Annotated in this window: 19 protein-coding genes, 2 pseudogenes and 1 other annotated feature; of the genes and pseudogenes, 18 read left to right on the top strand and 3 right to left on the bottom strand. The window is 32.5% G+C overall.

From position 1 onward, the window contains the following. Positions 1–258 precede the first annotated feature (258 nt). The 7 genes and pseudogenes from asrA to LGK97_RS05735 form a co-directional block, all read left to right on the top strand. On the top strand, positions 259–1,266 hold the full coding sequence (gene asrA, locus LGK97_RS05765; protein WP_226258793.1) for an anaerobic sulfite reductase subunit AsrA: 1,008 nt from the start codon (positions 259–261) through the stop codon (positions 1,264–1,266). Continuing rightward, positions 1,267–2,058 (top strand): anaerobic sulfite reductase subunit AsrB, encoded by a 792-nt coding sequence (gene asrB / locus LGK97_RS05760; protein ID WP_226258792.1) that lies wholly within the window; start codon positions 1,267–1,269, stop codon positions 2,056–2,058. 14 nt (positions 2,059–2,072) lie between these two features. Beyond that, on the top strand, positions 2,073–3,020 hold the full coding sequence (gene asrC / locus LGK97_RS05755) for a sulfite reductase subunit C (protein ID WP_226258791.1): 948 nt from the start codon (positions 2,073–2,075) through the stop codon (positions 3,018–3,020). A 208-nt stretch (positions 3,021–3,228) separates the two neighbouring features. Next, a complete protein-coding gene (locus LGK97_RS05750) occupies positions 3,229–4,227 on the top strand; it encodes a LacI family DNA-binding transcriptional regulator (protein ID WP_226258790.1) in 999 nt (332 codons plus the stop codon). A gap of 89 nt (positions 4,228–4,316) precedes the next feature. After that, positions 4,317–8,390: an AAA domain-containing protein gene (locus LGK97_RS05745; RefSeq protein ID WP_226258789.1), complete on the top strand. Its 4,074-nt coding sequence runs from the start codon at positions 4,317–4,319 to the stop codon at positions 8,388–8,390. A 159-nt stretch (positions 8,391–8,549) separates the two neighbouring features. Further along, positions 8,550–8,942 carry a hypothetical protein gene (locus LGK97_RS05740; RefSeq protein WP_226258788.1) on the top strand — a complete coding sequence of 131 codons (393 nt, stop codon included), beginning with the start codon at positions 8,550–8,552 and terminating at the stop codon, positions 8,940–8,942. A gap of 184 nt (positions 8,943–9,126) precedes the next feature. After that, a pseudogene (locus LGK97_RS05735) lies at positions 9,127–9,387 on the top strand (sugar phosphate nucleotidyltransferase); the annotation flags it as partial. 84 nt (positions 9,388–9,471) lie between these two features. Here the strand turns inward: LGK97_RS05735 and LGK97_RS05730 are convergent. Further along, positions 9,472–11,304: a peptidoglycan-binding domain-containing protein gene (locus LGK97_RS05730; protein ID WP_226258799.1), complete on the bottom strand. Its 1,833-nt coding sequence runs from the start codon at positions 11,302–11,304 to the stop codon at positions 9,472–9,474. Between the two features lie 375 nt (positions 11,305–11,679). Here LGK97_RS05730 and LGK97_RS05725 point away from each other — a divergent pair, with 375 nt between their 5' ends. The 6 genes and pseudogenes from LGK97_RS05725 (at position 11,680) to LGK97_RS05700 (ending at position 17,777) form a co-directional block, all read left to right on the top strand. After that, positions 11,680–11,862 (top strand): hypothetical protein, encoded by a 183-nt coding sequence (locus tag LGK97_RS05725; protein WP_226258787.1) that lies wholly within the window; start codon positions 11,680–11,682, stop codon positions 11,860–11,862. Next, positions 11,859–13,442: a recombinase family protein gene (locus LGK97_RS05720; RefSeq protein WP_226258786.1), complete on the top strand. Its 1,584-nt coding sequence runs from the start codon at positions 11,859–11,861 to the stop codon at positions 13,440–13,442. Before LGK97_RS05725 ends, LGK97_RS05720 begins: the two co-directional genes overlap by 4 nt. Beyond that, positions 13,421–14,239, top strand: a pseudogene (locus LGK97_RS05715) (mannose-1-phosphate guanylyltransferase); the annotation flags it as partial. The gene LGK97_RS05720 and the pseudogene LGK97_RS05715, both read left to right, overlap by 22 nt. A 133-nt stretch (positions 14,240–14,372) precedes the next feature. Next, positions 14,373–14,620, top strand: a binding site (T-box leader). 47 nt (positions 14,621–14,667) lie between these two features. Further along, positions 14,668–16,434 (top strand): arginine--tRNA ligase, encoded by a 1,767-nt coding sequence (gene argS, locus LGK97_RS05710; RefSeq protein ID WP_226258785.1) that lies wholly within the window; start codon positions 14,668–14,670, stop codon positions 16,432–16,434. Positions 16,435–16,471: 37 nt separating this feature from the next. Continuing rightward, the gene (locus tag LGK97_RS05705; RefSeq protein WP_226258784.1) at positions 16,472–17,152 is read left to right on the top strand and encodes a pseudouridine synthase; all 681 of its coding nucleotides are present in this window, start codon (positions 16,472–16,474) and stop codon (positions 17,150–17,152) included. 79 nt (positions 17,153–17,231) lie between these two features. Continuing rightward, positions 17,232–17,777 (top strand): NADH peroxidase, encoded by a 546-nt coding sequence (locus LGK97_RS05700; protein ID WP_226258783.1) that lies wholly within the window; start codon positions 17,232–17,234, stop codon positions 17,775–17,777. 90 nt (positions 17,778–17,867) lie between these two features. Here LGK97_RS05700 and LGK97_RS05695 read toward each other — a convergent pair whose 3' ends face one another. Further along, positions 17,868–18,188, bottom strand: coding sequence for a DUF1540 domain-containing protein (locus LGK97_RS05695; RefSeq protein WP_226258782.1), 321 nt, complete (start codon positions 18,186–18,188; stop codon positions 17,868–17,870). Positions 18,189–18,536: 348 nt separating this feature from the next. On the opposite strand from LGK97_RS05695, the gene LGK97_RS05690 reads away from it, so the two are divergent. After that, positions 18,537–19,538, top strand: a complete 1,002-nt coding sequence (locus LGK97_RS05690) for a phosphodiester glycosidase family protein (protein ID WP_226258781.1) — start codon at positions 18,537–18,539, stop codon at positions 19,536–19,538. Positions 19,539–19,773: 235 nt separating this feature from the next. Further along, positions 19,774–20,376 carry a hypothetical protein gene (locus tag LGK97_RS05685; protein WP_226258780.1) on the top strand — a complete coding sequence of 201 codons (603 nt, stop codon included), beginning with the start codon at positions 19,774–19,776 and terminating at the stop codon, positions 20,374–20,376. Positions 20,377–20,417: 41 nt separating this feature from the next. Here LGK97_RS05685 and LGK97_RS05680 read toward each other — a convergent pair whose 3' ends face one another. Then, the gene (locus LGK97_RS05680; protein WP_226258779.1) at positions 20,418–21,200 is read right to left on the bottom strand and encodes a 3'-5' exonuclease; all 783 of its coding nucleotides are present in this window, start codon (positions 21,198–21,200) and stop codon (positions 20,418–20,420) included. 283 nt (positions 21,201–21,483) lie between these two features. Here LGK97_RS05680 and LGK97_RS05675 point away from each other — a divergent pair, with 283 nt between their 5' ends. The 3 genes from LGK97_RS05675 to LGK97_RS05665 all read left to right on the top strand — a co-directional run bounded on the left by LGK97_RS05675 (position 21,484) and on the right by LGK97_RS05665 (position 26,260). Further along, the gene (locus LGK97_RS05675; RefSeq protein WP_226258778.1) at positions 21,484–23,643 is read left to right on the top strand and encodes a DNA topoisomerase III; all 2,160 of its coding nucleotides are present in this window, start codon (positions 21,484–21,486) and stop codon (positions 23,641–23,643) included. 385 nt (positions 23,644–24,028) lie between these two features. After that, positions 24,029–25,417 (top strand): alanine/glycine:cation symporter family protein, encoded by a 1,389-nt coding sequence (locus LGK97_RS05670; RefSeq protein ID WP_226258777.1) that lies wholly within the window; start codon positions 24,029–24,031, stop codon positions 25,415–25,417. Positions 25,418–25,627: 210 nt separating this feature from the next. Continuing rightward, entirely contained in the window at positions 25,628–26,260 is a 633-nt protein-coding gene (locus tag LGK97_RS05665; RefSeq protein ID WP_264174970.1) for a CAP domain-containing protein, read from the top strand. Positions 26,261–26,332 lie beyond the last annotated feature (72 nt).

Here is a 26,332-nt window from a genome sequence, read left to right as displayed (position 1 = left end):
ATAAAACCTTACTCATTTTCCACCATCCTATCCTTATATAAATTATACAAAAAAAGTACCTATAGTCCAAACACTTTTTTTCTAAGTGTCCTTCCTATAGGTACCATTATAAAAAGTCACATACTCTTTTTTTTATTTAGAATAGAATAGATATAACTTGATATTAATTTGATCTTTATTGTGAACTAATTAACAAAGTAAGTTTACTCACAATAGATAAGAATTATGTAAAATTATTATAGTGGAGGGGTCACATTTATGGGTTTTAAGTTAAAAATAGAGAAGTTTGATGAGTATCTAGAAAACTTGCGACGTGAATATAAGGTATATGCACCAGTAAAACTCAAGGGGAAAGGAACTTTTGCAGATACTGATACTATTAGGTATGGGGAAATAATGAGCATAAAAGAAGTTGAGTTTGATTTAAAATCTGATTTTTCTCCTAAAGAAGTAATACTTCCTATTACTCAAACTTTATTTTACTTTACAGAAGAGGAATGTTTGCAGCCAAAAGAAGATGAAAAGAAAATATTGGTTTTTTTAAGAAGCTGTGATATTCATGCTATGAAGAGATTAGATGAGGTTTATTTAAAAAATGGTGATGAGGATTATTACTATAAGGTTTTAAGAGAAAAGGTTAAATTTGTACTTATGGGTTGCAGTGAAAGCTTTGAAAATTGTTTTTGTGCTAGCATGGGTTCAAATAAGACGGAAAGTTATGACATGTATGCAAGGCTTCAAGATGATGAAGTTTTTATAGATTGTAAATCCCATGAATTAATGAATTATTTTAATGAGGATAAAACCGATGAGTTAGAAGTAGAACCAGAATTTGTACTTGCTAATGAAATAGTAGTAAAAATACCTGAAAACTTAGATCAAAGAGTTTTCAAGTCCAAGATGTGGGATGAATATTCTTCAAGGTGCATTGCCTGTGGAAGATGTAATTTTGTCTGTGGTACTTGTGCCTGTTTTACTATGCAGGATGTTTTTTATAAAGATAATAAGAATGCAGGAGAAAGAAGGCGTGTATGGGCATCTTGTCATGTAGATGGCTTTAGTGATATGGCAGGGGGACACGGGTTTAGGAAGGACAAGAAAGATAGGATGAGGTTTAAAGTTATGCATAAGGTATATGACTTTAAAAAAAGAGCTGGATACCATATGTGTATAGGCTGTGGTAGATGTGATGATATATGCCCTGAATATATATCTTTTTCAAATTGTGTAAACAAGTTAAATAAAGCAATGGATGAGGTGGAATAAATGAAAAATATATATATGCCTTTTAAATCTAAGATACTTAATATAAAAAAACATACAGAAACGGATTATACTTTTAGAATGGAGTTTAATGGAGAGGTAAAGCCAGGTCAATTTTTTGAGGTATCTATACCAAAGTTTGGTGAATCACCAATATCTGTTAGTGAAATAGGAGAAGGCTACATTGACCTAACAATAAGACGTGTAGGTACAGTTACAGATGTAATTCATAGTTTTTTTGTAGGAGGTACCTTGTTTTTAAGAGGACCTTATGGCAATGGATTTGATGTTAATCTTTACAAGGATAAAGAAATAATCGTGGCTGCTGGTGGAACCGGGCTTGCACCTGTAAAGGGAATAGTGGATTATTTTGCAAAGCATCCAAAGGAAACTAAGAACTTTAATTTAATAACAGGATTTAAATCACCTAATGATATTCTGTTTAAAGATGATTTAAAAGCATGGTCTGAGAGCATAAATGTAACTTTAACTGTAGATAGTGCAGAGGAAGGTTACCCGGGAAATGTAGGACTCATAACAAAGTATGTTGCAGATATTTCAGTAGAAAATATAGAAAAGGTACAAGTTATTGTAGTAGGACCTCCAATAATGATGAAATTTACTGTAGCTGAATTTATAAAAAAAGGGGTAAAAGAAGCGAATATATGGGTATCTTATGAGAGAAAGATGTGCTGTGGAGTTGGTAAGTGTGGACATTGTAAAATAGATGATACTTATATTTGTTTAGAGGGACCTGTTTTTAATTATATGGATGCAGTTCATTTAGTAGATTAGGGGAGGGGAAAATCATGGATATAAACACCAAGTTACTTAAAAAAAATGCCTATAGAATAACTAAAAAACGTGGTAAAACTGCTATTAGAATAAGGGTACCAGGGGGACATATAGAGGCTAAACATTTAGAGGTACTACAAAGGGTAGCGGAGACTTACGGAGATGGAAACATTCATATAACTATAAGACAAGGCTTTGAAATACCAAATATTGATATAGATAAAATACCAGAAGTTAACGAAATGATTCAATCGGTAATAGAAGGTCTTGAGATAAATCAGATTTCACCCAATACTGGGTATTCAGCAGCAGGAACTAGAAATGTTTCAGCCTGCATCGGGGCAAATGTCTGTCCTTTTGCAAATTATAATACTACAGAATTTGCAAAAAGAATTGAAAAAGAAATCTTTCCTAATGACTATCATGTTAAGGTAGCTTTAACAGGGTGTCCTAATGACTGTATTAAAGCTAGGATGCAGGATTTTGGAATTATAGGGATGACAGAGCCACAGTATGAATACTATAGATGCATCAGCTGTAAAGCTTGCGTAACTAACTGCACTAAAAGAGCTACTGGTGCACTTAAAATGGAAAACTTCAAAATAGTAAGAGATCATGACAAATGTATTGGTTGTGGAGAGTGTGTAGGTAAATGTCCTACAGGTGCCTGGAGCAGAAGCAAGGAAAAGTACTACAAACTTGTGATAATGGGTAGAACCGGAAAGAAGAATCCTAGGCTTGCTCAGGATTTTATAATTTGGGTTGACGAAGAAAGTATAATTAAAATAATAAAAAACACCTACTCATATATTGATAAAAATATAGACAAAGATGCGCCAGGTGGAAAAGAGCACATAGGGTATATTGTGGATAGAACAGGATACCCGGCGTTTAGAGAATGGGTTTTAAAAGATGTAAAACTGGGTGATAAAGCTAAGGTTAAAGAATATATTAACTGGTAAATTACAAAAAAGTATGCAGTAGTATCTATGCATACTTTTTTTGTATGGAGAAACCCAAAAGCTCACAGACTTATGTATATTATTGTAAAGTTTATTTTTGTGGGAAATATTATAATTATACTAATAGTTAAAAGTTCATATTATGCCTTGAAATAACAGGTTTTTATAAGTATAATAAAGAGATAATGAAATAGTAGGAGTTGAGAATATGGCTGCTTCAATAAAAGATGTTGCAAAGGAAGCGGGAGTTTCTATTGCCACAGTATCTAGAGTTTTAAACGATATAGATGTGGTAAATGAAGATACTAAGCAAAAGGTAAAAGATGCTATAAAGAAATTAGCGTACAGACCTAATATAGTTGCAAGAAGTTTAAAAACACAAAAATCTAGCACAATAGGAATAATAATACCAGATATATCAAATCAATTTTATCCTGAAATTGTTAGAGGCTGTGAGGATGTAGCTAATATATATAATTATAACATTATGCTTTGCAATGCAGATTTAGATGTAGAAAAGGAAATGGAAGCTTTAAGAATACTTAAAGAAAAGATGATAGATGGAGTTATATGCATGAGCAATTCAATAGGAGAAAATATTGTAGATTTAATACATGAGCTTGAAATGCCAACAGTTCTTGTGGAAACTACAGATGCGAATGGCATATTTCCTAGTGTTACCATTGATAATGTAATGGCAGCAACAGATGCTGTAAAGTACTTAATAAACAATGGGAATAAAAAAATTGCATATGTAGGCACTTCAATAGAAAAAGGTAATGCCTTATCTAAAAGGTATGAAGGTTATAAAAAAGGTTTAGAAGAAATGGGAATAAAACTTAATGAAGATTTGGTTTATTTCGGTGGAGTTAAGGCTAGAGATGGATATGAGGGAATAAATGCTATATTAGGCAAGAGTGCTGACGTAAATGCAGTATTCTGTGCTAGTGATGAAATCGCTATGGGAGTAATAAATGCTTTAAGGGACAAATCTATTAGAGTGCCCGAAGACATAGATGTTATGGGTTTTGATGATATATATTCGGCTTCAATATTCTATCCAAAACTAACCACAGTGGCTCAGCCAATGTATGACATGGGCTCTGTAAGTATGAGGATGCTAATAAAATCCATAAATAGCTTACCGGTTGATGAAAAACATTTTGTATTACCTTATAAAATAGTGGAGAGAGATTCCTGTAAATAACTAGAAGTCTTGTTAAAACCGATTAAGTTTTAATAAGACTTTTTACATTAGTTTATAAATATTAATTACGAAATCGGAGGTAGTAGGGCTTGGATATTAATAGCAAGGTAGAGAAAATATTTTCATATTTACTCAGCATAAAAAACATGAATGAAAAAACTATAAGAAATGTTTGTGAATATGAGAAAGTATATTGGCAAAAGCAGCTCCAAAACACTAGTGGATGTAATTTTAATAAGGATGAAAATAAGGATTATTGGCTAAGTATAGATGAGAGATCAGAAATTTTATACAGCCAATTCCAAAAAATATATTTACAGCTTGAAAAAAATAGCGAGGATTTAGAGATAATTTGGTCAAATGGACTTTTAGTTTGGCAAAGAGAAGATGAGAAAATAGTTCATCCTATATTTACAACAAAGATGGAACTAAAGTTTGACTTAAAAGAAAAAATATTTACTTTAAACCCCTACAATAACCAAACTAATGTAGAACTTGAGTTTTTGAATGAATATTTAGAGGTAAACTTAGATAGTTTGATAAATCTTCGAAGTAAAGCAAAAGACATGGCTTTAGATGTGAGAGATATCGAAATGGCTTCAGAAATCTTTGAGGAACTGGCTATACTTTTAAAAGCCAAGGAGGGGAGCGTTTATGTTGATAAGCTGAGTCAAGGCGTAGATATAGAGCCCAAAGTAAACATACAATTTCACAATGCGCCTTGTGTAATCCTTCGAAAGGTGGACACAAGACTTTGGAATATGGAGTTAAGTGATGTATTGTCACAAATAAGAGCAGGTTTTCCTATACCAAAAACCATAGAGGCACTGGTTTCAGAGCAGGAATTAGTAGAAGATATTGATACTATTAATGAATGGAGAGAAGTAGGGGAGGATATATTATTTCCACTTGAGGCAAATGAAGAACAAATGGAAATAACTAAAAGATTAGCTGAAAACTTTGGCATTGTTGTACAAGGACCACCGGGTACTGGTAAGAGTCATACTATAGCTAATTTAATATGTCATCTTTTAGCCCATGGTAAAAGGATACTGGTGACAAGTCAAACAGATAGAGCATTAAGAGTTTTGTCTAATAAAATACCCGAGGAAGTTAGGGCATTATGTATAAGTATTTTAGGGAATGATACGAAATCACTAGAAGAAGTAGATGAGTCTGTTAGAAAGATAACAGAGAACCTGTCTATGGATACTAAAGAATTACGTAAAGAAATAAAGTTATTAAAATATAAACATTCTGCGTGCCTTGAAATACAAGAAAGTTTATATAAAGATCTAAAATGTATTGAAGATAGAGAAAATGAAAACGTAGAATATCAAGGTCAAAAATATAGCTTAATGCATATGGCTAAGTGGGTTAAAGACAACGAAGACAATCATTCATGGATAGTAGACAAGCTTCAATTTAAGGAGGAAAGCCCACTAAGTAATGAAGAATTTAATGAGCTACGTGCATTAGCAAACATGGTTAATGAAGATCAAATTACGCAGGTAAATAAGATATATGAATATATAACAGTAATACCCAAGAAGGAAGAACTTTGCGGGAAAATAGTAGAAATATCTAAGTTAGAGCAAGAGCAACATATTCACGAGAAGAATCTTGAAAATTGGAATGATGCACGCTCTATTGACTACGGAAATAGAAGACTATTGAAACTTGTAGAGGATGCCATAGAAGGACTTGATGGATTTGAAAATAATTGGTTAGGTAATGTTATGAAGCATTATTATGAGGGAAATGAGTCACAGTTAATGTGGAAACAATTAGTATATAAATGTAATGACTATATAAGCAATATAAGTAGAATTAAGCAAGAACTAATGAGTCATAAGTTAGAAATACCAAGTTATGGTGACATAAATAAGTTTGAAGCAGATTTTGATATAGTTGCAAGAACAATTAGGGAAAAAGCAAAACTAGGAGTTATATTTAAGATGCTCCATGGAAATCTTAAATATATATTTGAAGGTTGCAAGGTAGATTATGAATTTATAAAAAGTAGTGAACAAGTAATAGTAGTTGATTTATATGTAAAGCTACAGCTATTAGAAAGGGAACTTAAAGATCACTGGAATAATATAATGCAAGAGTATGGTGGAAAGCCTATAAGTAATTCAGACTTAAACTTTATAATTGCAATATCTAAAGATATTGCAAAAATTGAAACCATTATTGATTGGGACAAGAATTTTAGAAATAACATAATTAATTTTATACCAGATAAAAATTTTACTAAAGATTTGTGTTGGCATGAAAAAGAAACATATATTTATCTTAAGGAAGGGTTTGAAAGTTTAAAACTAATAAGTAAATATAACAAGTTAAACTGTGAAGTGGAAGAGATAAAGAGAGCGCTTTGCAGTGAGGGATGCTTAGGTAGACTTAGCAATGCCATAGATGCAAGAAATATTGATAGTATACAAGCAGCTTATTTAGAGATAGACAACCTATCTCACTTAGCTCCAAAGGTGTTAAGGTTAAAGGAGTTAAGCAAAAGACTAGAAATATGCTGCCCTCTTTTACTTAAAGATATCACAAACGATGAAGCTTTTTTAACAAGTAGCAAGGGAAGTTTAGACTTAGAAAAGGCATGGCAGTGGAAAAAATGGAATGATTTCTTATGTAAATTAGAAGATGTGGATATAGAAGCGATAGAAAAGAAAATAGCACAAGAAAGAATTAAAGAAAAGTATATTATAAGAGAGCTTGTTTCTAAAAGAAGTTGGTTTAATCAAATACAGCGTACCACTGAGGCTCAAAAAAGAAGTTTATTTACTTGGATGGAAGCTATAAAGAGAATAGGAAAAGGGACAGGTACTCAAGCAGTAAAGTATAGAAAGATTGCACAAAGAGAGATGGATAAGTGCAAGGATGTAATTCCGGTATGGATTATGCCAATAAATAGAGTTATGGAAAACTTAAAGCTTACGGATAATTTATTTGATGTGGTAATTGTAGATGAGAGTAGTCAAAGTGATATATCCGCTATAACGGTTTTAATGAGGGCTAAGAAAGCAATTATTGTAGGGGATGAAAAACAAATAAGCCCTGAAGCTATTGGAAAGGATCATGCTGTTGTAGAAACTTTAATAAATACCTATTTAGAGGATATTCCACATGCAGAGTGGTTTGATTTAAAAACTAGTTTATACAATACAGCACTAAGGGTGTTTCCAAATAGACTGTTATTAAAGGAGCACTTTAGATGTGCACCTGAAATAATTGGATTTAGTAATGAATTGTGCTACTCCAATGAAATAATACCTTTAAGACGGGTAGATGACAGGGAAAAGGTTGGGCCTTTCATAGTAACCCATAAAGTTAAAGATGGGTTAAGGGATGAAAATAAAGCGTTAAATGTAAAAGAAGCAGAGTGCATTGTAGAAAGGATATTAGAGTGCTGCAAAGATGAAAGATATAATGGAATGACCATGGGAGTTATATCACTACTAGGGGATGCTCACGCTGAACTAATACAGAGCATGCTAGTGAATGCGCTAGGAATGGAAGAACTTCTACAAAGAAGACTTATATGTGGCGATGCATACTCCTTCCAAGGGGATGAGAGAGATATAATATTTCTATCTATGGTTATTGCAAATAATGCTAAGTTTACAGCGTTAACAAAGGGGTCTGATGTAAGACGATTTAATGTAGCGGCAAGTCGTGCAAGAAATCAAATGTGGTTATTTCACTCAGTAGATTTAGAGGATCTTAATAATAAATGTGTTAGATACGCTCTATTAAAATACTGTCTTTCAGAAAATTGGCATGAGGAAGAAGCTATATCTAAGGAATATTTGGTATTAAATGATTTCGAAGATAACATTAAAGGCATTATAAAAGAAAGCGGATATAAGATTACGCCAAAGGTTAAAGTGGGAAAATACACTATAGATTTTGTTGTAGAAACAGATATATCAACGGATGTGAAAGACACACATTATAAAAAGATAGCAGTTAAATGCATTGGTATGTTAGGGAATGAAGATTATGATTGGCAAAAGCAATATGAAATGCAGCTATGTCTTGAGAGAATGGGATGGGAGTTTTATAAAATACGTGCCAGTGAATTCTATAGAAACCCTAGTGCAGTCATGGAGAGGTTGGCCCAAAAACTAAACAATCTTAAAACATAAGCATAACTGATAAAACTTCATAATGCGACAAGAAAATACAAAAAGCTTGACTTTCTATGGTTTTTTTGGTATAATATTGATTATAAAGTTATTATCATAATACTATAATAACAACAGTATAATAATAATATGAATTTTTGTAATAAGAGGGTGAAAGGGATGGCTAGCGAAGTGAAGGATGTAATATGGATGATATGGAGAAACGAACAAGGAGAACCTTTTAAAGTAGGCGAACTTAGCAAAACACTAGAAAAATATTATTTTAAGTATGATACTGATGGTGTGAAAAAGGCTGAACTATATGGATTCACTCCACTACCATATCTGCCTAAAACAGACGTAGAATATTTTAGGGAAGAGTTATTTAGCTCCTTTTCAAAACGTATATCTTTTCATGGAAAAAGAGATATAGCATCTATTCTAAAGGAACATAACCTTAAAGAATATGACGCCTTCGAATTATTAAAAAAGAGTGGAGGCAAAATGCCAACAGATAGCCTGGAATTTATTGTGCCTTTTGATGAGGAATGTGTTGCTTCAGACTTGAAATAAATATGTTTAAATAAAAAATGTGTATAAATGAAGAATATATCTTCATTTATACACATTTTTTTATTATGAATATTGATCAAAAGTTATGTAATATATGAAAGCAAATCATATATTACAAATTATTCTCACAACATATAGTAATGTTTCATAAAATGAAATAAGTAATAATTTGGAGTGGTGTTTTTTGCTATATGTACTAATTTTAGCAGGTGGAAAAGGAACAAGACTTTATCCTTTATCTCGTGCACAAAACCCAAAGCAGTTTTTGAATATTATTAATAATAAGAGCTTTTTAAGAAGCACTGTGGATAGAATAAAGTGTTTAGTTAGTAACGAAAATATTTATGTAGTTACCAATGAAGAATATTTTGATAAAATCTGCAATGAGCTTCCAGAAATCTGCAAATCAAATATATTTGTAGAGCCTAGTAATAAGGAGACCGCCTTATTAATGTTATAGGTCATTTTTTTAGCGCAAAAAACCCTCATATGCAATTGTGCACATGAGGGTTTCTTTAAAGATTAGTAATTAATTAAGCTTTAATGCTTGTAATCCTGATATAGAGCTTTTAGCATCTTTTACGAATGTATCTTGAGCTTCTTTATTCGTAAAATACACATTTCCCACAACAGAAGTGTCTATTAGCTGGAAGTTTTTTGCTGACACATAAATATCACCAACAAAAATCCCTTTTGAAATATTAGCATCCACACTTTTAATTGTTAACTTTGGAGCAGTTAAAGTGAATCTACGAGTTACATTATACTTATCATCTTGAGAATAAAGAGCTATTTTACGCATTGATACTGGCGGAGTTTTTGTATTCATTTTATCGCCATCTAAAACAAGTTCTTTAGTAGTAGTTAAGTCTTTTGAAACAGAAGCAATCCAATTACCTTTTGGGCTAATTGCATTTTCAAAAGCAGCTACATCCTTTACTAATGAAGGGCTTGTTACAGCATCTACTTCTATTAATTCTTTGCCGCCAGTTACAGAACTTGTAGCATCCATCTTGAATGTATCTTTAGCTTCTTGAGTAGTGAAATATACATTTCCATCAACTTTAGCATCTATTAATTGGAAGTTTTTTGCTGACACATAAATATCACCAACGAAAATTCCTTTTGAAATATTAGCATCTACACTCTTAATTGTTAATTTTGGAGCTGTTAAAGTAAACTTACGAGTTGTAACATGCTTATCGTCTTGAGAATAAAGAGCTATTTTACGCATTGAAACAGGAGGAGTTTTTGTATTCATTTTATCGCCATCTAAAACAAGTTCTTTAGTAGTAGTTAAATCTTTTGAAACAGAAGCAATCCAATTACCTTTTGGGCTAATTGCATTTTCAAAAGCAGCTACATCCTTTACTAATGAAGGGCTTGTTACAGCATCTACTTCTATTAATTCTTTAGTTCCAGTTACAACGCTTTTAGTATCTTGGTTAAATGTATCTTTAGCTATTTGAGTAGTAAAATATACATTTCCGTCAACTTTTTGATCTATTAACTTAAAGTTAGCAGATGAAACATAAAGATCACCCTTAAAAGTTCCATGCTCCAAACTTGCCATAGGGCTATTAATAGTTAACTTTGGAGCAGTCAGAGTGAATCTAGCAGTTACATTACGCTTATCATCTTGAGTGTAAAGACCTATCTTACGTTGGATAAGATCAGCACCTGTAACAGTATCTTTTTTACCATTTTTGAATTCGCCTTCTAAAACAAGGTCTTTAGTTGAAGTTAAATCTTTAGTAGTAGCAATAATCCATTTGCCATCTTTACCAATTGATTTTTCGAAAACAGCAGCATCACTTACTAGTGAAGCAGAAGTTACAACATCTACTGGTGGAACATCTACTGGTGGAACAACAACTGGTGGTACCACTACAGGTGGAACAACAACTGGTGGTTTAACAACAGGTGGTTTAACAGCTGGAGGTGTTACTGGTTTTGCATTTAATTTTGCAAGAGTAGCTGGTCCAACTAAACCATCAACAGCAAGACCATTCTTACCTTGATAGTCTTTTACTGCAGCTAAAGTTAACTTTCCTAAGATACCGTCAACGTCAAGCTTGTACCCTTTAGTGTTAAGGGTAGTTTGTAGAAGTTTAACATCGCCACCCATAGAATTAAATCTAAGTAAACGAGTTACACTTGTTGCCGGTGCATAATTAACTGATGTAGTTGATTTGCTAGGTGTAGTCGTTTTACTAGGTGTATACGGCTTACTAGGTGTAGCAGGAGCTGCTGTAGTAGCTGCGGAAACAGCATCAACACTAAAAGGTCCTACCTTTGGGCTAATTACTGCAATAGAAAGTGCAAATATTGCTGCTAGTGAACAACTTAATGATTTTGACATTTTATTCAACGAAATTCCCCCTTTGGATATAATTTAAAAGTAATATATCTACAAATAAAACTAAATTTAGATAAGTTAATAAAATAACAATATTGATTGTTATTTATCAAACTAGAAGTAAATTGGATTTATTTGTGAGATATTCATATTCAAATTATAACAATAAGTTAATTAAAAGTACATACTATAAGTGCGAGTTGTTGATATTGTTCATATTGTTCATATTATTCATAATTATTACTCTAGTGGTAATAGATTATGTACAAAGTTAGTAGTTGTTTTTAAGTGAAAATATTGTAGATATAAAAATATAATCATATATAAAAGTTGGTGTAAATACAATTCTTATATAAGCAATAATTAAGAGGGATTAAAGTGCTAAAAATCCAATCAGAGGTCAACTTTGGTAACGAGAATTTGGAGTGTTTAATTGAGCAAATAATTGAGGAGAAAATAAAAGAGGTACATTACAAAATAAAAAATAGGGACATTGTGCTCTATAATAAAAACTATCCACCTGAAAATGATTCAGAAGAAAAGGTAGATGAGACAAAATGAGAAAAGTATGGAATGTAGCAATTTATGCAAGGGTTTCTACGGGCAAAAAAGAGCAAAGTGAATCTATTCCAGCACAAGTTGGCAATTTGAAAAAATGGCTTTTGGAAAAATCGAGATATGATAAAGAAGCGGTATATAATTTAATAGATGTATATGAAGATCAAGGGATGTCGGGATCAAACTTTGATAGAGATGCATTTATTAGAATGAAACAGGATATTGAGGATAAAAAGGTAAACATTGTTCTTACAAGAGATCTGTCAAGGTTTTCAAGAAACTATATTCTTGCCGGTTATTATTTAGAGGACTATTTTAAAGTTAACAATGTAAGATTCATATCTGTTTTAGATAACGTAGATACGGAAAATGAATTTAATGATATCATACCTTTTAAAAATATTCTTAATGAGATGTATATTAAGGATTGTAGTAAGAGAGTAAGAAGCGCATTGACTGATAGAATGGAGAGGGGCTCATCTATTGCAAGCAAACCTCCATATGGATATAAATTTGAAGAGATTTATGAAGGGAATCAAAAGACCATAGTGCTGGTAGCAGAGGGTGGAGAAACTACAGAAGTAGTTAAAGAAATCTTCAGTCTATATGTAAGTGGATGGGGAGCTGGAAGGATATCAACATATTTAAATAAAAAGGGTATAGAGCCTCCATCAGCTAGACTTAAAAATTTTAAAGGAAAGAAGTTTGGCATTTGGACAAATAATACTATATTCTCAATTATTAAAAACCCTAAGTATGGGGGATATATGGTTCAACAACGATGGAAAAAGGTGAGTTATAAGATAAAAAAGGTAATAGCTACGCAGGAACATGAATGGATAATTGGAGGAGAGTTTGCTGGGATAATAGATAAACAAACATTCAACAAGGTTCAAAAGCTTATGGAAGAGAGAAGTAGTGGGTATAGATATAAAAATGGAGTTATTCATCCATTTTCTAGAGTTTTAAAATGCGCAGAGTGTGGTGGGACAATGATCTATAGGGCAAAATATATGGGTTATAAATGCGCAAATAGCCAAATGGGAGGAAATCGTTGCACAGCACACAGTGTAAAGGAGGAATATCTGTTAACACTAATACAAACAAATCTAAAAAAAATTATAAATAAAAGTATAGACAAGGATAAATATTATTATTTACTAAAAGATATATGCCTAGATTATAACTTTCAAAAGGAATTACTAACAGTCCAGGAGAAGTTATCAACAACAGATACTAAGTTTCAGAAGTTATATGAGGATAAATTAATGGAAGTGATCACTGAAAGAAACTTTAATAATATGGCTAAAGCTATTCAAAAGAGCCAAGAAAAACTAATTAAAAGGAAAAAGGAATTAGATGAAATACTGATAAATAATGAAGATACTTATGACATACTTCAGATATATAAGGATGAAATAGAAAAGGTATTAGAGGTAAAGGAAATAGATAGAGGACTAGTAGAATCTTTAATAAATAGGATTATTGTTAAGGAGGATAAAGATAGAAAGGAAAAGAGGGTAGAGGTTTATTTTAAATTCCAAAGACCTCTATCGTCTACAAAGGGACTGCCACCTGTATAGGTCTATCTGCTGCTAAGCTATTAAAACAGGACAAGGATGCGACTATGATAGTGCTACCATCTGATCATTTCATAGAAAATGAAAGAGAGTTTAAAGAAACTCTTTTACAAGCAGTTGAAGTTGCAAATAAAAAGAGAGCGTTAGTCACCATAGGAGTACAGCCCACAAGACCAGAAACTGGTTATGGTTATATAGAAATGGGAGACAGAGTAACCGGTGAAATACCTACGTTCAAAGTAGAACGATTTTTAGAAAAACCTAACGCCGAAGTAGCTAAAGATTTACTCTTAAAAGGAAATTTCCTTTGGAACAGTGGTATGTTCATATGGAGAGCAGATGTATTCTTGCGGGAAATGGAGAAATACTTACCTAAAATGTATAAGAGATTAATCACTATCTATCAAGCGATTGACACGGAGGAAGAAAGAGAAGTAATAAAAGAGCAGTACAATGAAATAGATGGGATATCAGTAGATTTTGGAATAATGCAGAAAACTAGAAAAGCATTTGTTATAAAGTGTGAATTTGTGTGGGATGACATCGGCACTTTCGCATCCCTTTCAAGATTCCTTAGTAATTTACGTGGTAACGATGTTTTGGGAAATGCATTTATGGAAGAAAGTCAAAACTGCTCAGTATTTGGGAAGGATAGGCTAATAATTGGTTTCGGAGTAAAGGATCTTATAATTGTAGATGCAGGAGATGTTATATTGGTAATGGATAAAAATAAGGATCAAGAGATTAAGCATTTAGTAAATGAATTAAGAGGATCCGGAGAAACGAAGAAATATATATGATAAGTGTCTAGTGCCACCCACGTGGCAAGTGATAAGTTAAAGGATTAAATAGAAGAAAGAATGGGATAATTAAATAACAATTATGTCTATTGACAAAGTAATTCCATGGTGGTAATATAATCCATAAAAAGTTATAAATTCTATGAAGAGAAGAGTACTTTTTTAGATGTCTCAAGCGAGTGGGTGAGGGTGTAAGGCTCATAGAATATAAAAAGGGAAAAGAACCTCTGAGAAGCTGCCTGAAAATTGAGTAAGGCAAGTCGTTAACTGCGTTAAAGTTTCAAGTGGACTATAATATTTTATCAAGCATTATAATAGTAACTAAAGCTTGTGATTTATAGTCAATTAGAGTGGTACCACGGATATATTTCCGTCTCTTATATTTAAGAGGCGGTTTTTTGTTTTATAAAAAGAGAGGAAGGTATAATATGCAAAAACTAATACACATTCTAGATGATATTGTTAAAGAAAAGTTTGAAAAACTTGGCTACGACAAAGAGTACGGAACAGTTACGGTGTCTAATCGTTATGATTTAAGCCAATTCCAATGTAATGGTGCTCTGCCTGCAGCGAAAAAATATAAAAAAGCTCCTATAATGATTGCCAATGAGGTAATGGAAGAATTACAAAATGAACCTACTTTTGAAAAAGTATTTATAGCAGGGCCTGGATTTATTAACATTACTGTTAAAGATAGTTTCTTAACAAGATATATTAATGATATTTACGGTGATAAGAAATATGGTTGCACACAGCCTGAAAAACCTATGACCATTATAGTAGATTATGGTGGAGCAAATGTTGCAAAACCACTTCATGTAGGACATTTACGTGCTGCAATAATTGGTGAAAGTATAAAACGTATATCAAGGTTCCAAGGTCATAATGTAATAGGGGACGTTCATTTAGGAGACTGGGGATTGCAAATAGGTATGGTAATTACAGAGCTTAAAAGACGTCAGAGTGAATTACCTTACTTTGATGAGGATTTTAAGGGAGAGTACCCATGGGAGGCGCCATTTAATATTAAAGAATTAGAAAGTATATATCCTGCAGCAAGTAAACTTGCTAAGGAAGATGAAAAGGCTATGGAAGAAGCAAGAAATGCTACCTTTGAACTCCAAAATGGAAGAGAAGGTTATGTTGCATTATGGAAACAAATAATTAAGGTATCTGTTGCAGATTTAAAGAAAAACTATGGTAACTTAAATGTTGAATTTGATTTATGGAAGGGTGAAAGTGACTGTCAAAAGTATATTCCAAAGTTGGTTAATTATTTAAAAGAAAATAACTATACTTATGAAAGTGAAGGTGCTCTTGTGGTTGATGTTGCAAAAGAAGATGACACTTACACGGTACCACCATTTATAGTTCTTAAATCTGATGGAGCGAGCTTGTACAGCACAACAGACCTTGCAACTATTTGGGAAAGAGTAAATGATTATAATCCTGATGCGATAATATATGTGGTTGATAAAAGGCAAGGACTTCATTTTGAGCAGGTTTTTAGATGTGCAAGAAAATCACAAATTGTTAAAGCAGATTTGAGCCTTGAATTTATTGGATTTGGAACCATGAATGGCAAAGATGGAAAACCTTTTAAAACAAGAGAAGGCGGAGTAATGAAGCTAGAAGACTTAATCCAAACAATTCAAGATAAGGTAAAGGAAAAATCACAAGTAAACAATGCGGATATGTCTTCTGAAAATATGGATAGCATTGCTATAAAGGTTGGAGTATCTGCTCTTAAGTACGGCGATTTATCAAATCAAGCTACAAAAAATTATGTATTTGATATAGATAGATTTGCCTCCTTTGAAGGAAATACAGGACCATATATTCAATACACCATTGTAAGAATTAAATCTATTTTAAATAAAGCACAAAGCAAAGATATATCATTACCAAAGGTAATTCTAGGGCCTTCAAGTGATGTTGAAAGAGATCTTATGCTTAAGCTTTCTAAATTCAATGAAGTCATTGAAGGCAGCTTTATCGAAAGAGCTCCACATAAGATCTGCGAATATATATTTGAGATTTCAAATATATTTAATAGGTTTTATCATGAAAATAGGATATTAAAAGAAGAGAATTTAGAGAAACGTATATCATGGTTAAATTTAATTAATCTAACAAAGGATATTCTTGAAACAGGTCTAGACTTACTAGGAATTGAAACACCTGAGGAGATGTAATATCAAAGAACAAGAGTGAAAGGATAAATATTTAAAGATGAGAATAAATAAACTTCTTAGCAATTATGGGATATGTTCAAGGACAGAAACAAATAGACTTATTGAAGATAATAGAATAATAGTAAATGGGAAGCTTTGCACAAAGGGACAATGGGTAGAAAAAGAGGATATTATTCTTATTGATAATGAGCCTATACCAGAGAAAGATAAAATCTACATTGCACTAAATAAACCAGTGGGCATAACCTGTACTGCAGAAAAAAGTGTGGAAAACAATATAATTAATCTTATGGGTTATCCGGAATATATTTTCCCTATTGGGAGACTGGACAAAGCATCGCAAGGATTAATATTAATGACTAATGATGGCGAACTTGCAAATAAAATTTTAGAATCAGAAAATGAACATGAAAAAGAATATATAGTAACTTTAAATAAGCCTTTTGATGAGCTTTTTATGAAGGGAATGTCTGAAGGCGTGGAAATTTGTAGCATTACCACAAGACCTTGCAAAGTTAGTAGGGTTACCGAAGATACTTTTCGTATTATTCTCACCCAGGGACTTAATAAGCAAATTCGAAGAATGAGCAAAGTTTTTGGATATACTGTTGTGAGACTAGAGAGAATTCGAATAATAAATGTAAAAATCGAGGGTATAAAGGTGGGCGAGTGGCGGTATCTCACTGAAAAGGAGATAATGGAGCTAAGGAATGAATAAATATTTATAATCCTTGAGTAAAATATATGAAAAAGAAGAATACTATACTGAAAATATATATTGCTCAGGAGGATTATAAATGAAAAGATTTGTTTGCGCGGTTTGTGGATATATTCATGAGGGGGAACAGCCACCAGAGATATGCCCCATTTGTAAGGCTGATTCAAGTAAATTTAATGAAATAAAAGATGACTTAGTATGGGCAGATGAACATAGAATTGGTGTGGCAGCAGATGTTGATATTGAAGTTGTAAATGACCTAAGATCCAACTTTATAGCTGAATGTACAGAGGTTGGCATGTACCTTGCTATGTCAAGGCAGGCAGATAGAGAAGGCTTTCCAGAAATCGGTGAGACTTATAAGCGAATTGCTTATGAAGAAGCAGAGCATGCATCTAAATTTGCAGAGCTTCTAGGAGAATTGGTAAAACCTAATACTAAAGAAAATTTAAAGGCACGAGTGGAGGCTGAGTATGGAGCCTGCGCTGGCAAGAAGAAGCTTGCAACTCTCGCAAAAGAAAAGAATCTTGATGCTATTCATGATACGGTGCATGAAATGTGCAAAGATGAAGCAAGGCACGGAAGAGCTTTTAAAGGACTTTTAGAAAGATATTTCGATAAATAAATAGGTTTAAATATGCCTAAATGGTTCCTTAGTAGATCTACAGATTGTAGTTATACTAAGGAACCTTTTATTTTTATAGAGATAATTTGATTATGTGGTTTTAAATGTTAAGCAGTTAGTTTCTGAATAGAGATTGACATTGTCACCACTTACATCTATAGACTTAGCATTACAGAGATTATCAGAATTATAAGTACAAGTACCTACATTACAGGTAATTGCTCTACATTCATCACCATTTTCATTAATGTTATTGGTAAGATCACTGTAAATTTTTGAATCTAAAAAAGAAGCACAGCAAGTATCAGAATCATTTATTGCGCTTTTTCCGCCAACATTTATTACGTTAGCAAAACAAGCATGTTCATTATTATGGGAGCAGTTTGTAACGCTACAATTAATTTTTGACATAATATTCCCTCCTTGGGTATCCTTAAAAGATAACTAGTCAGTCCACTAAGCTATTTTTTTAGATTCCTTAATATATCTATTATGAAGTTTAACCAAAAACAAAACAAAATATTTATAATAAATGTTTAAATAGTTTTTTGATTCAAAGTTTAATTTTTATATAGTTGTAAAATAAGTTAGCAACTTTATGCATTTCAAATACGTACTATAGTATATAGAAAAAATATATGTTGGTATTAGGAGTAATAACTTGGTGAATTTATTTAAAGCAAATAAACATACATGGAATAACTAGGAATACACAGAGAATCTGAATCTCCATGGTGAATTTGTAAAAGGAGTTGTTTTATGAAGCTCATAAAAAAGAGTTTAAGTTTTATTTTAAGCCTTACATTAATTGTTATTATAAATGCAGTGATAGGCATAAGCTCAATTAGAATAGGAATATTTCCAAGACTTCAAAATTATTTAGTTACATCATTTATGGTTACTATGAGGCATCAATATGTAGCAAATATTGTGGCGAGTGCTAGTACCGTTGAAAAGATAATGGCTTTAAATACAGTGGCAACAATTAGTGAGGGTACTAATACAGAGGATATAAATATAGTTAACGAGGATGCAGAAGCGGACGAGCCAGATGACTTATTTAAGTATACGGAGAAACCAGATGTAAGTATGACTAATATATCTGGTAGTAAGTACAAAGGGTATATATTTACAGTTAAGGACCCTAAGAGGATAAAACTATCGGTTTCAAAAAGCATAGGAGAAAACGGAACATATATAAAAGAGTTAGTTAAGCAGGAAAATGGTATAGCTGGAGTCAATGGTTCAGGTTTTGTAGATGTTGAAGGAAAGGGAAACGGTGGAGTTCCGACAGGAATAGTTATTAAAGGTGGAGAAATAGTATATTATGAGAAAGGCGTTGAAACCTACGGTCTTATAGGCTTTAATAAAAATGGCGTGTTAGTTTTGGGAAACTATAGTATAAATGAAATAAAGAAACTCAATATACAAGAGGGAGTGTCATTTTATCCATTTCTCATAGTAAACAATAAGCCGGTAAAAATATATGGAGATGGAGGATGGGGTATTAACCCTAGAACTGTAATTGGTCAAAAGGAAGATGGAAGTGTTGTTTTTCTTGTAATAGATGGGAGGCAGCTACATTCAATAGGTGCCACAATAAAGGAAATTCAAGATATAATGATATCAGAGGGATGTGTTAATGCAGCTAATCTAGACGGGGGTTCTTCTTCTGTTATGTATTATGAAGATAAACTTATAAATAGTCCAAGCAGTAAATTTGGAGAGCGGCCGTTGCCAAGTGCATGGATAGTAAAATAAATAAATTTGATTTTGAACTTAAGTGTTTTTAACCTAATAAATGTGATATAATAAAATAATGTAGTAAAATAGGCTAGTATGCTGACTGGTTATTTTTTGAAAATACTTAAATAGAAGAAAGAGGTGTCCCATTATAAAAAACGAAAATACAACAGAAGTAAAAAAAACAGAGACAAATAAAGTTGAAATTAAATCTAATAAGTACCAAACACTAGAAGAGGTTACTTTTTTAAAATTGCTTAAAAAAGATGGCACAGTAATTGAAGGCAAAATAGATACTGAAGATTTACAAAGAGTATTAGAAAAAGGCCTTTGGTTTGCAGAGTGGAATAAAGATCTTAATAATTACTTAGCACAAAATCTAGGTAGCTATTATATTGAGGAGAAAAAGTACAGAAGAAAGCAGGGATTACAATCCTTCATCTTAGGAACTCATCCGAAAGCACCTATTAGACATTGCAACGGAGATACTTTAGATAATAGAAAATGCAACTTAGAGGTATATAATCAAAATACACCTAATGATTACGAAGAAATAGATGAAGAAACTGTTGCCGTAATACTAAGAGATAGATATGGTAAAGAGAGATCAAGAACTATAATTGATAAAGAAGATGTAAACAGAGTAATCAATAATGGTTATACATGGGTTCTTTTTAAGAAAGAAACAGAACCTTATGCAGTAGCAAATACTCCAGAAGGAAAAATCTATTTAAACAGATATATAATGGGTACTGCTGAAGATATGGTTACTCATCCTATAAATCTTAATACTTTAGACAATAGAAAAGCTAATTTAGAAAATGTTAAATTAGATGATGAAATAGAAGGTCAATAATCATTCTAAAAATCAGTATAGAAGAGAGTTCTATGCTGATTTTATTTTTTTGTTATGGAATCTGAAGTAGTCTTTATTTGAAATTGTTTTGTTTTACCCATAATATAAGCTAGTTTAATTATAGATTTTTCTTCGTCAGTCATCTCTCTATGGAACATCTTCTCAAATTGTTTCATTAAATTAAGAGTATCAATTTTGTGCTTTTGAGCATCTGTTCTGTTTAACCTTGTGTTTTTATGAGGGTGATACACCATAGTTTTAATTTCGTCACTATAAACTCGTTTAAACACTTCAGCTGTATAATAGGCATCATTAAAAGCATTATGAAAACTGCCTACAATAGGTATTTCTAGAAGCTCTGATGCAGTTCCTAACCCAATATTAATACCTCTTTTGCAGTTAAATACTTTAGAAGCACAAGCTTGAATGTTGATATATTCTGTGGTCAATAGTGAAGTATCTAGTTCATGATATTGAATATTTCGAAATAATTCTTTTACATCAGCTACACCCCATACACACAATATACTTCTATCAGATTTAATAAATTCTATAACTTCTTTATACATTTCTTTGAAGGATATGCCTTTTTCTAACTTCTCAATTGTTAGTCCAGTTATTTCTTTTACAAACGGGTTAAGCCTAGTGTAGATTTCAGGTTTTACTAATATATCTAAAGTTCCAACTGTCTCAAAATTTTCATTCATCTTTATTGCGCCTATCTGAATTATTTCGAAGGGGCATTTAGGATTTATTGCGATTTTAGGTTCTTTTTCAAAATTGTAGCCTTGATTAAACTCTAAATCAAATACTATATAGTTCATAAACTTACCTCTAAATTTGCTTATTTTATTAAGATGCATTATATAGTATATCATTTATGATAATAAAAAAACACTTACACCTTCCTACTTAAATGCAGTTAAACAAATAAATTAACAATATGTATAAAGTAGTTTATAATAGATGTGTATGGGTGTTAGATTATAATAGGACTTGGTAAATATATAAGGAGTATATTATTCTAATGTATGATTACTTATAGAACAAATAAAAGAACATATTAGTATAAAGTAAATTATGAACATAAGAGAGGAAGTTTTATATATGGGAAAAATTTTAGTGCTTGCAGAAAAGCCTTCTGTTGGAAAAGAGCTAGCTAAGGTCTTAAAGTGTAGCCAAGGCGGAAATGGATATTTAATGGGACAAAAATACATTGTAACTTGGGCACTGGGGCATCTTGTTACGCTAGCTGGTCCAGAGGATTATGATCAAAAATATAAGAGCTGGAAGATGGAAGATCTTCCAATGCTACCTAAGGATTTAAAATTGGTAGTTATTAAAGAAACTTCAAAGCAATATAAGGTTGTAAACGAACTTCTTAAAAGAGCTGATGTAGACGAACTAGTTATTGCAACAGATGCTGGGCGTGAAGGCGAACTTGTGGCTCGTTGGATTCTTCAAAAATCAGGCTTTAAAAAGCCTATAAAGAGGTTATGGATCTCCTCCCAAACTGAAAAAGCAATAAAGGATGGATTTGCTAATCTTAAACCGGGAAGAGACTATGAAAATCTATTTTGGGCTGCGCAATCAAGAGCAGAGGCGGATTGGCTTATAGGATTAAACGTTACAAGAGCGCTAACTTGCAAATATAATGCTCAATTATCTGCTGGAAGAGTTCAAACTCCAACTTTAGCGCTTATTGTTAATAGAGAAAATGAGATAAAGAAATTTATTGGAAAAGATTATTGGACAGTGAATGGTAAGGTAAACAACTTTACAGTGAATTGGTCAAGTAAAAGTGGTGAAACACGCAGCTTTGACAAGAAGAAGGCAGAAGATATAGTTGCTAAGGTAAATAATCAAATGGGAACAGTGGTAGAAGTAAATAAAACATCTAAAAAAGAGCTTCCGCCACTTGCATATGACTTAACAGAGCTTCAAAGAGATGCGAACAGAAGATTTGGATATTCTGCAAAGCAAACTCTTAATTTAATGCAGAGATTATATGAAAATCATAAGTTATTATCTTACCCTAGAACGGATTCAAGGTATATTACTACAGACATAGTAGCTACACTACTTGATAGATTAAAGAGTATAGCAATAGGACCTTATGAAAAAGCAGCTAGAAATATAATAAAAAATAGAATACAAACTACAAATAGACTTGTTGATAATAGCAAGGTGTCAGACCATCATGCTATAATTCCTACAGAGCAGCATGTGGATTTATCAAGCTTAAGCAAAGAGGAAAGAAGTATTTATGATCTAGTTGTAAAGAGATTCTTAGAGGTTTTAAGTCCAGCTTTTGAATATGAGCAAACTACTGTAAAGATAGATGTAAAGGGCGAAAGCTTCTCTGCAAAGGGTAAAATAGTTAAGTCAAAGGGATGGAAAGAAATAAGTAGTTCTGACGATAGCGAAGAAAAAGATCAGTCTCTTCCACCAATAAATAAGGGTGACACAGTTAAGCTCACATTGGTTAGGTCTATAAATGAAAAGACTAAGCCACCAGCTAGGTATAATGAAGCAACGCTACTTACAGCTATGGAACATCCAGGAAAGGATATAGAAGATGACAGTTTAAGGGAAGCGTTGGATAATACCTCGGGACTTGGAACTCCTGCAACTCGTGCAGATATAATTGAAAAACTATTTAATACTTTTTATATGGAGAGGAGAGGCAAAGATATTTTCCCAACCTCAAAAGGAATTCAGTTAATAGACTTAGTTCCAGAAGAGTTAAAATCACCAGAACTTACTGCTAAGTGGGAAAAACAACTTCAACTTATAAGTAAAGGGAAAGCTAATTCTATGAATTTTGTAAAGGACATGAGAGAATATGCTTCAAAGCTTGTGAGGAACGTAGTAGGTTCTGTAGAAGTATACAAACATGACAATGTTACAAGAGTTAAATGTCCTGAATGTAGTAAGTATCTTCTTGAAGTTAACGGCAAAAAGGGAAAGATGCTAGTATGTCCAGATAGAGACTGTGGATATCGTAAGGGTGTTTCACAGGTTTCAAATGCACGTTGTCCTACTTGCCACAAGAAGATGGAGATTAGGGGAGATGGCGACAATAAGATTTTCGCTTGTGGCTGCGGCTATAGAGAAAAACTTTCAGCCTTTACTAAACGTCGCGAATCAGAAAAAGGTGCTCTAGATAAAAAGGATGTTAGTAGATTTTTAAATCAGCAGAATAAGAAAGATGAGCCTATAAATTCTGCTATGGCTGAGGCCTTTGCTAAGCTTAAACTAAAATAGTGAAGTGCCACCCGGGTGGCAAGTGGCATAGTTGTTAGATTTAAGCATTTCATTAGAATAAAATTTAATGAAATGCTTTTTTATTTTCTTGTAATGGAGAGCTATATTTGCGAGCCAGTATGACAATGTTTGTAAAATGAAGTATATGCGAAATGAATACTTCAGAAATTAAACTTATATTATATAAATAGGAGACAGAAAGTTAATTCGCAGATACAAATAAGAGGCCCCAGGAGGAAGGGTGTGACTGTAATTGAAGAATTTAACTGATTACAAGTTTTTTTAATATTTATAAAAGAATTTGTCGCAAAATTCTGACTTGTGCAATATTGCAAATGATATATAATATATTATAAGATTATAAAATACATAAGGGGGAATTATTATGGAAGCGTTCGGCCAACTAATTGCCAAAATTGATGGTTGGGTATGGGGAATACCACTTATTGCATTACTATTTGGGACTCATTTATTTTTAACTTTTAGGCTTAAGTTTATTCAACGGTATATATTCAAGGCTATAAAGATTTCAGTAACAAAAGATGATTATGGCGTGGGTGATGTAAGTCAATTTAGTGCTTTAACAACAGCACTTGCAGCTACCATAGGAACTGGAAACATAGTTGGTGTTGCAACAGCAGTTGGAATAGGCGGACCAGGTGCTGTTCTTTGGTGTTGGTTAACAGGAGTTTTTGGAATAGCAACAAAATATTCTGAGGCATTACTTTCTGTTAAGTATCGTGTTAAAACTAAAGACGGCACAATGGCAGGTGGACCTATGTATGTTTTAGAGCATGCTCTTCATGCAAAATGGGCTGGAGTAATATTTGCAATATTTACGAGTATCGCAGCCTTTGGTATTGGATGTATGGTACAAGCTAACTCTGTATCATCAATGGTGTATGAAACCTTTAAAATTCCAACTTGGGCTACAGGAATTGTAATAGCTATATTAGTAGCAGTTGTTATACTTGGCGGAATAAAGAAGATTGCTAAGGTTTGTGATATTTTAGTTCCATTCATGGCTATATTCTATGTTATCGGTTGTATTATACTTCTTGTAATAGGATATAAAACTGTTGGAAGTACAATAGCTTTAATATTCAGAGATGCATTCACACCTCAAGCTGCTGTTGGTGGATTTTCGGGAGCAGGGATTATGATGGCAATGAGATATGGAGTTTCAAGAGGACTTTTCTCAAATGAATCAGGTCTTGGTAGTGCACCAATAGTTGCAGCTGCAGCTCAAACAAGAAATCCAGTTAAACAAGCCTTGGTTTCTGCAACAGGAACTTTCTGGGATACAGTTGTGGTTTGCGCAATGACAGGTATTGTTATTGTAAATTCAGGTTTATGGCAAGAAGGTGCAAAGGGTGCTGCACTTACTAAAGGAGCATTTGCTGCAATTCCTGTTATAGGACCTATAATTTTAACAATAGGACTTATAACATTTGTATTCTCAACTATACTTGGTTGGTCATATTACGGAGAAAAGGCAATTGAATACTTACTTGGTAAAAAGGCAATAGTTCCTTACAGAGTACTTTGGGTTATATTTGTTTTTGTTGGTTCAGTGTTCTCACTTAACTTAGTTTGGGATTTGGCAGATTTATTTAATGGATTAATGGCAATTCCAAATTTATTTGCTTTAATATTGCTCAGCCCAGTGATTGTTAGTGAAACTAAAAAATATTTATGGGATGACAATCTTGAAGGAATAGATACTGACAAAATATTGGAAGTTGATGAAAATGGAAAAGGATTACCAATGTAAAAAGAAATTATAATTAAAGATCCTGGCATGCTAAAATGCCAGGATCTTTAATATTTTGGTGAATTTATAACTAACAATATGTACTTATAGCATATTATCTATTACATTCCATAAATTAAAAAAATAAAAACCTCACTTAAATGAAAGAATATAATTATAAAGTAAATTAATTTATTTTATATATTTAAATTAGGAAGGTGAGGAATACAAATGAAAAGAATTTTAAAAACATTAGTATTAACTGTATGTATGCTAGCAATAACAAAAGTAAGCTCAGTAGTAAATGCCCAAGAATATAATACTTTCAATTACACAGTTAAATCAGGAGATAGCTTGTGGAAAATATGTGAAATGTATGAGGTAGGGGTTTCAGAATTAATATCTGTTAATCCTCAGGTGGCTAATCCGAGTATGATATACCCAAGTCAGGTGATAAAAGTACCAAATTTAACTGAGGTTAAAACCTTAGAAAAAGCAGTAATAACGCTAGTTAATCAAGAGAGGGCAAAGCAAGGATTGGCTCCGTTAAGACACAATTGGCAACTTTCAAGGGTGGCTAGATATAAGTCAGAGGATATGAGGGATAAAAACTACTTTTCTCATACATCACCAACCTATGGCTCACCTTTTGATATGATGAAGAACTTTGGAATAAGATATATGTCAGCAGGCGAAAACATTGCAATGGGGCAACAAACCCCAGCTTCAGTAATGAATTCTTGGATGAATTCTCCTGGACATAGAAGCAATATTTTAAGTGGAAATTTCACTGAAATAGGAGTAGGAGTAGCAAAGTCTAAAAGTGGTGCTATTTATTGGACGCAGCAGTTTATAGGAAGATAAATAATTAAATACTAATCTGTGTTTCTAAATGTTGTTTTTAACAATGATTAGAAGCACAGACTTTTTATTATA

The organism is Clostridium sp. CS001 (genome assembly GCF_020443565.1).
Classification (GTDB): Bacteria; Bacillota; Clostridia; order Clostridiales; family Clostridiaceae; genus Clostridium_AD.
The sequence above is the reverse complement of the archived record's forward strand: the minus strand, read 5'-3'. Positions and strand labels throughout refer to the sequence as shown.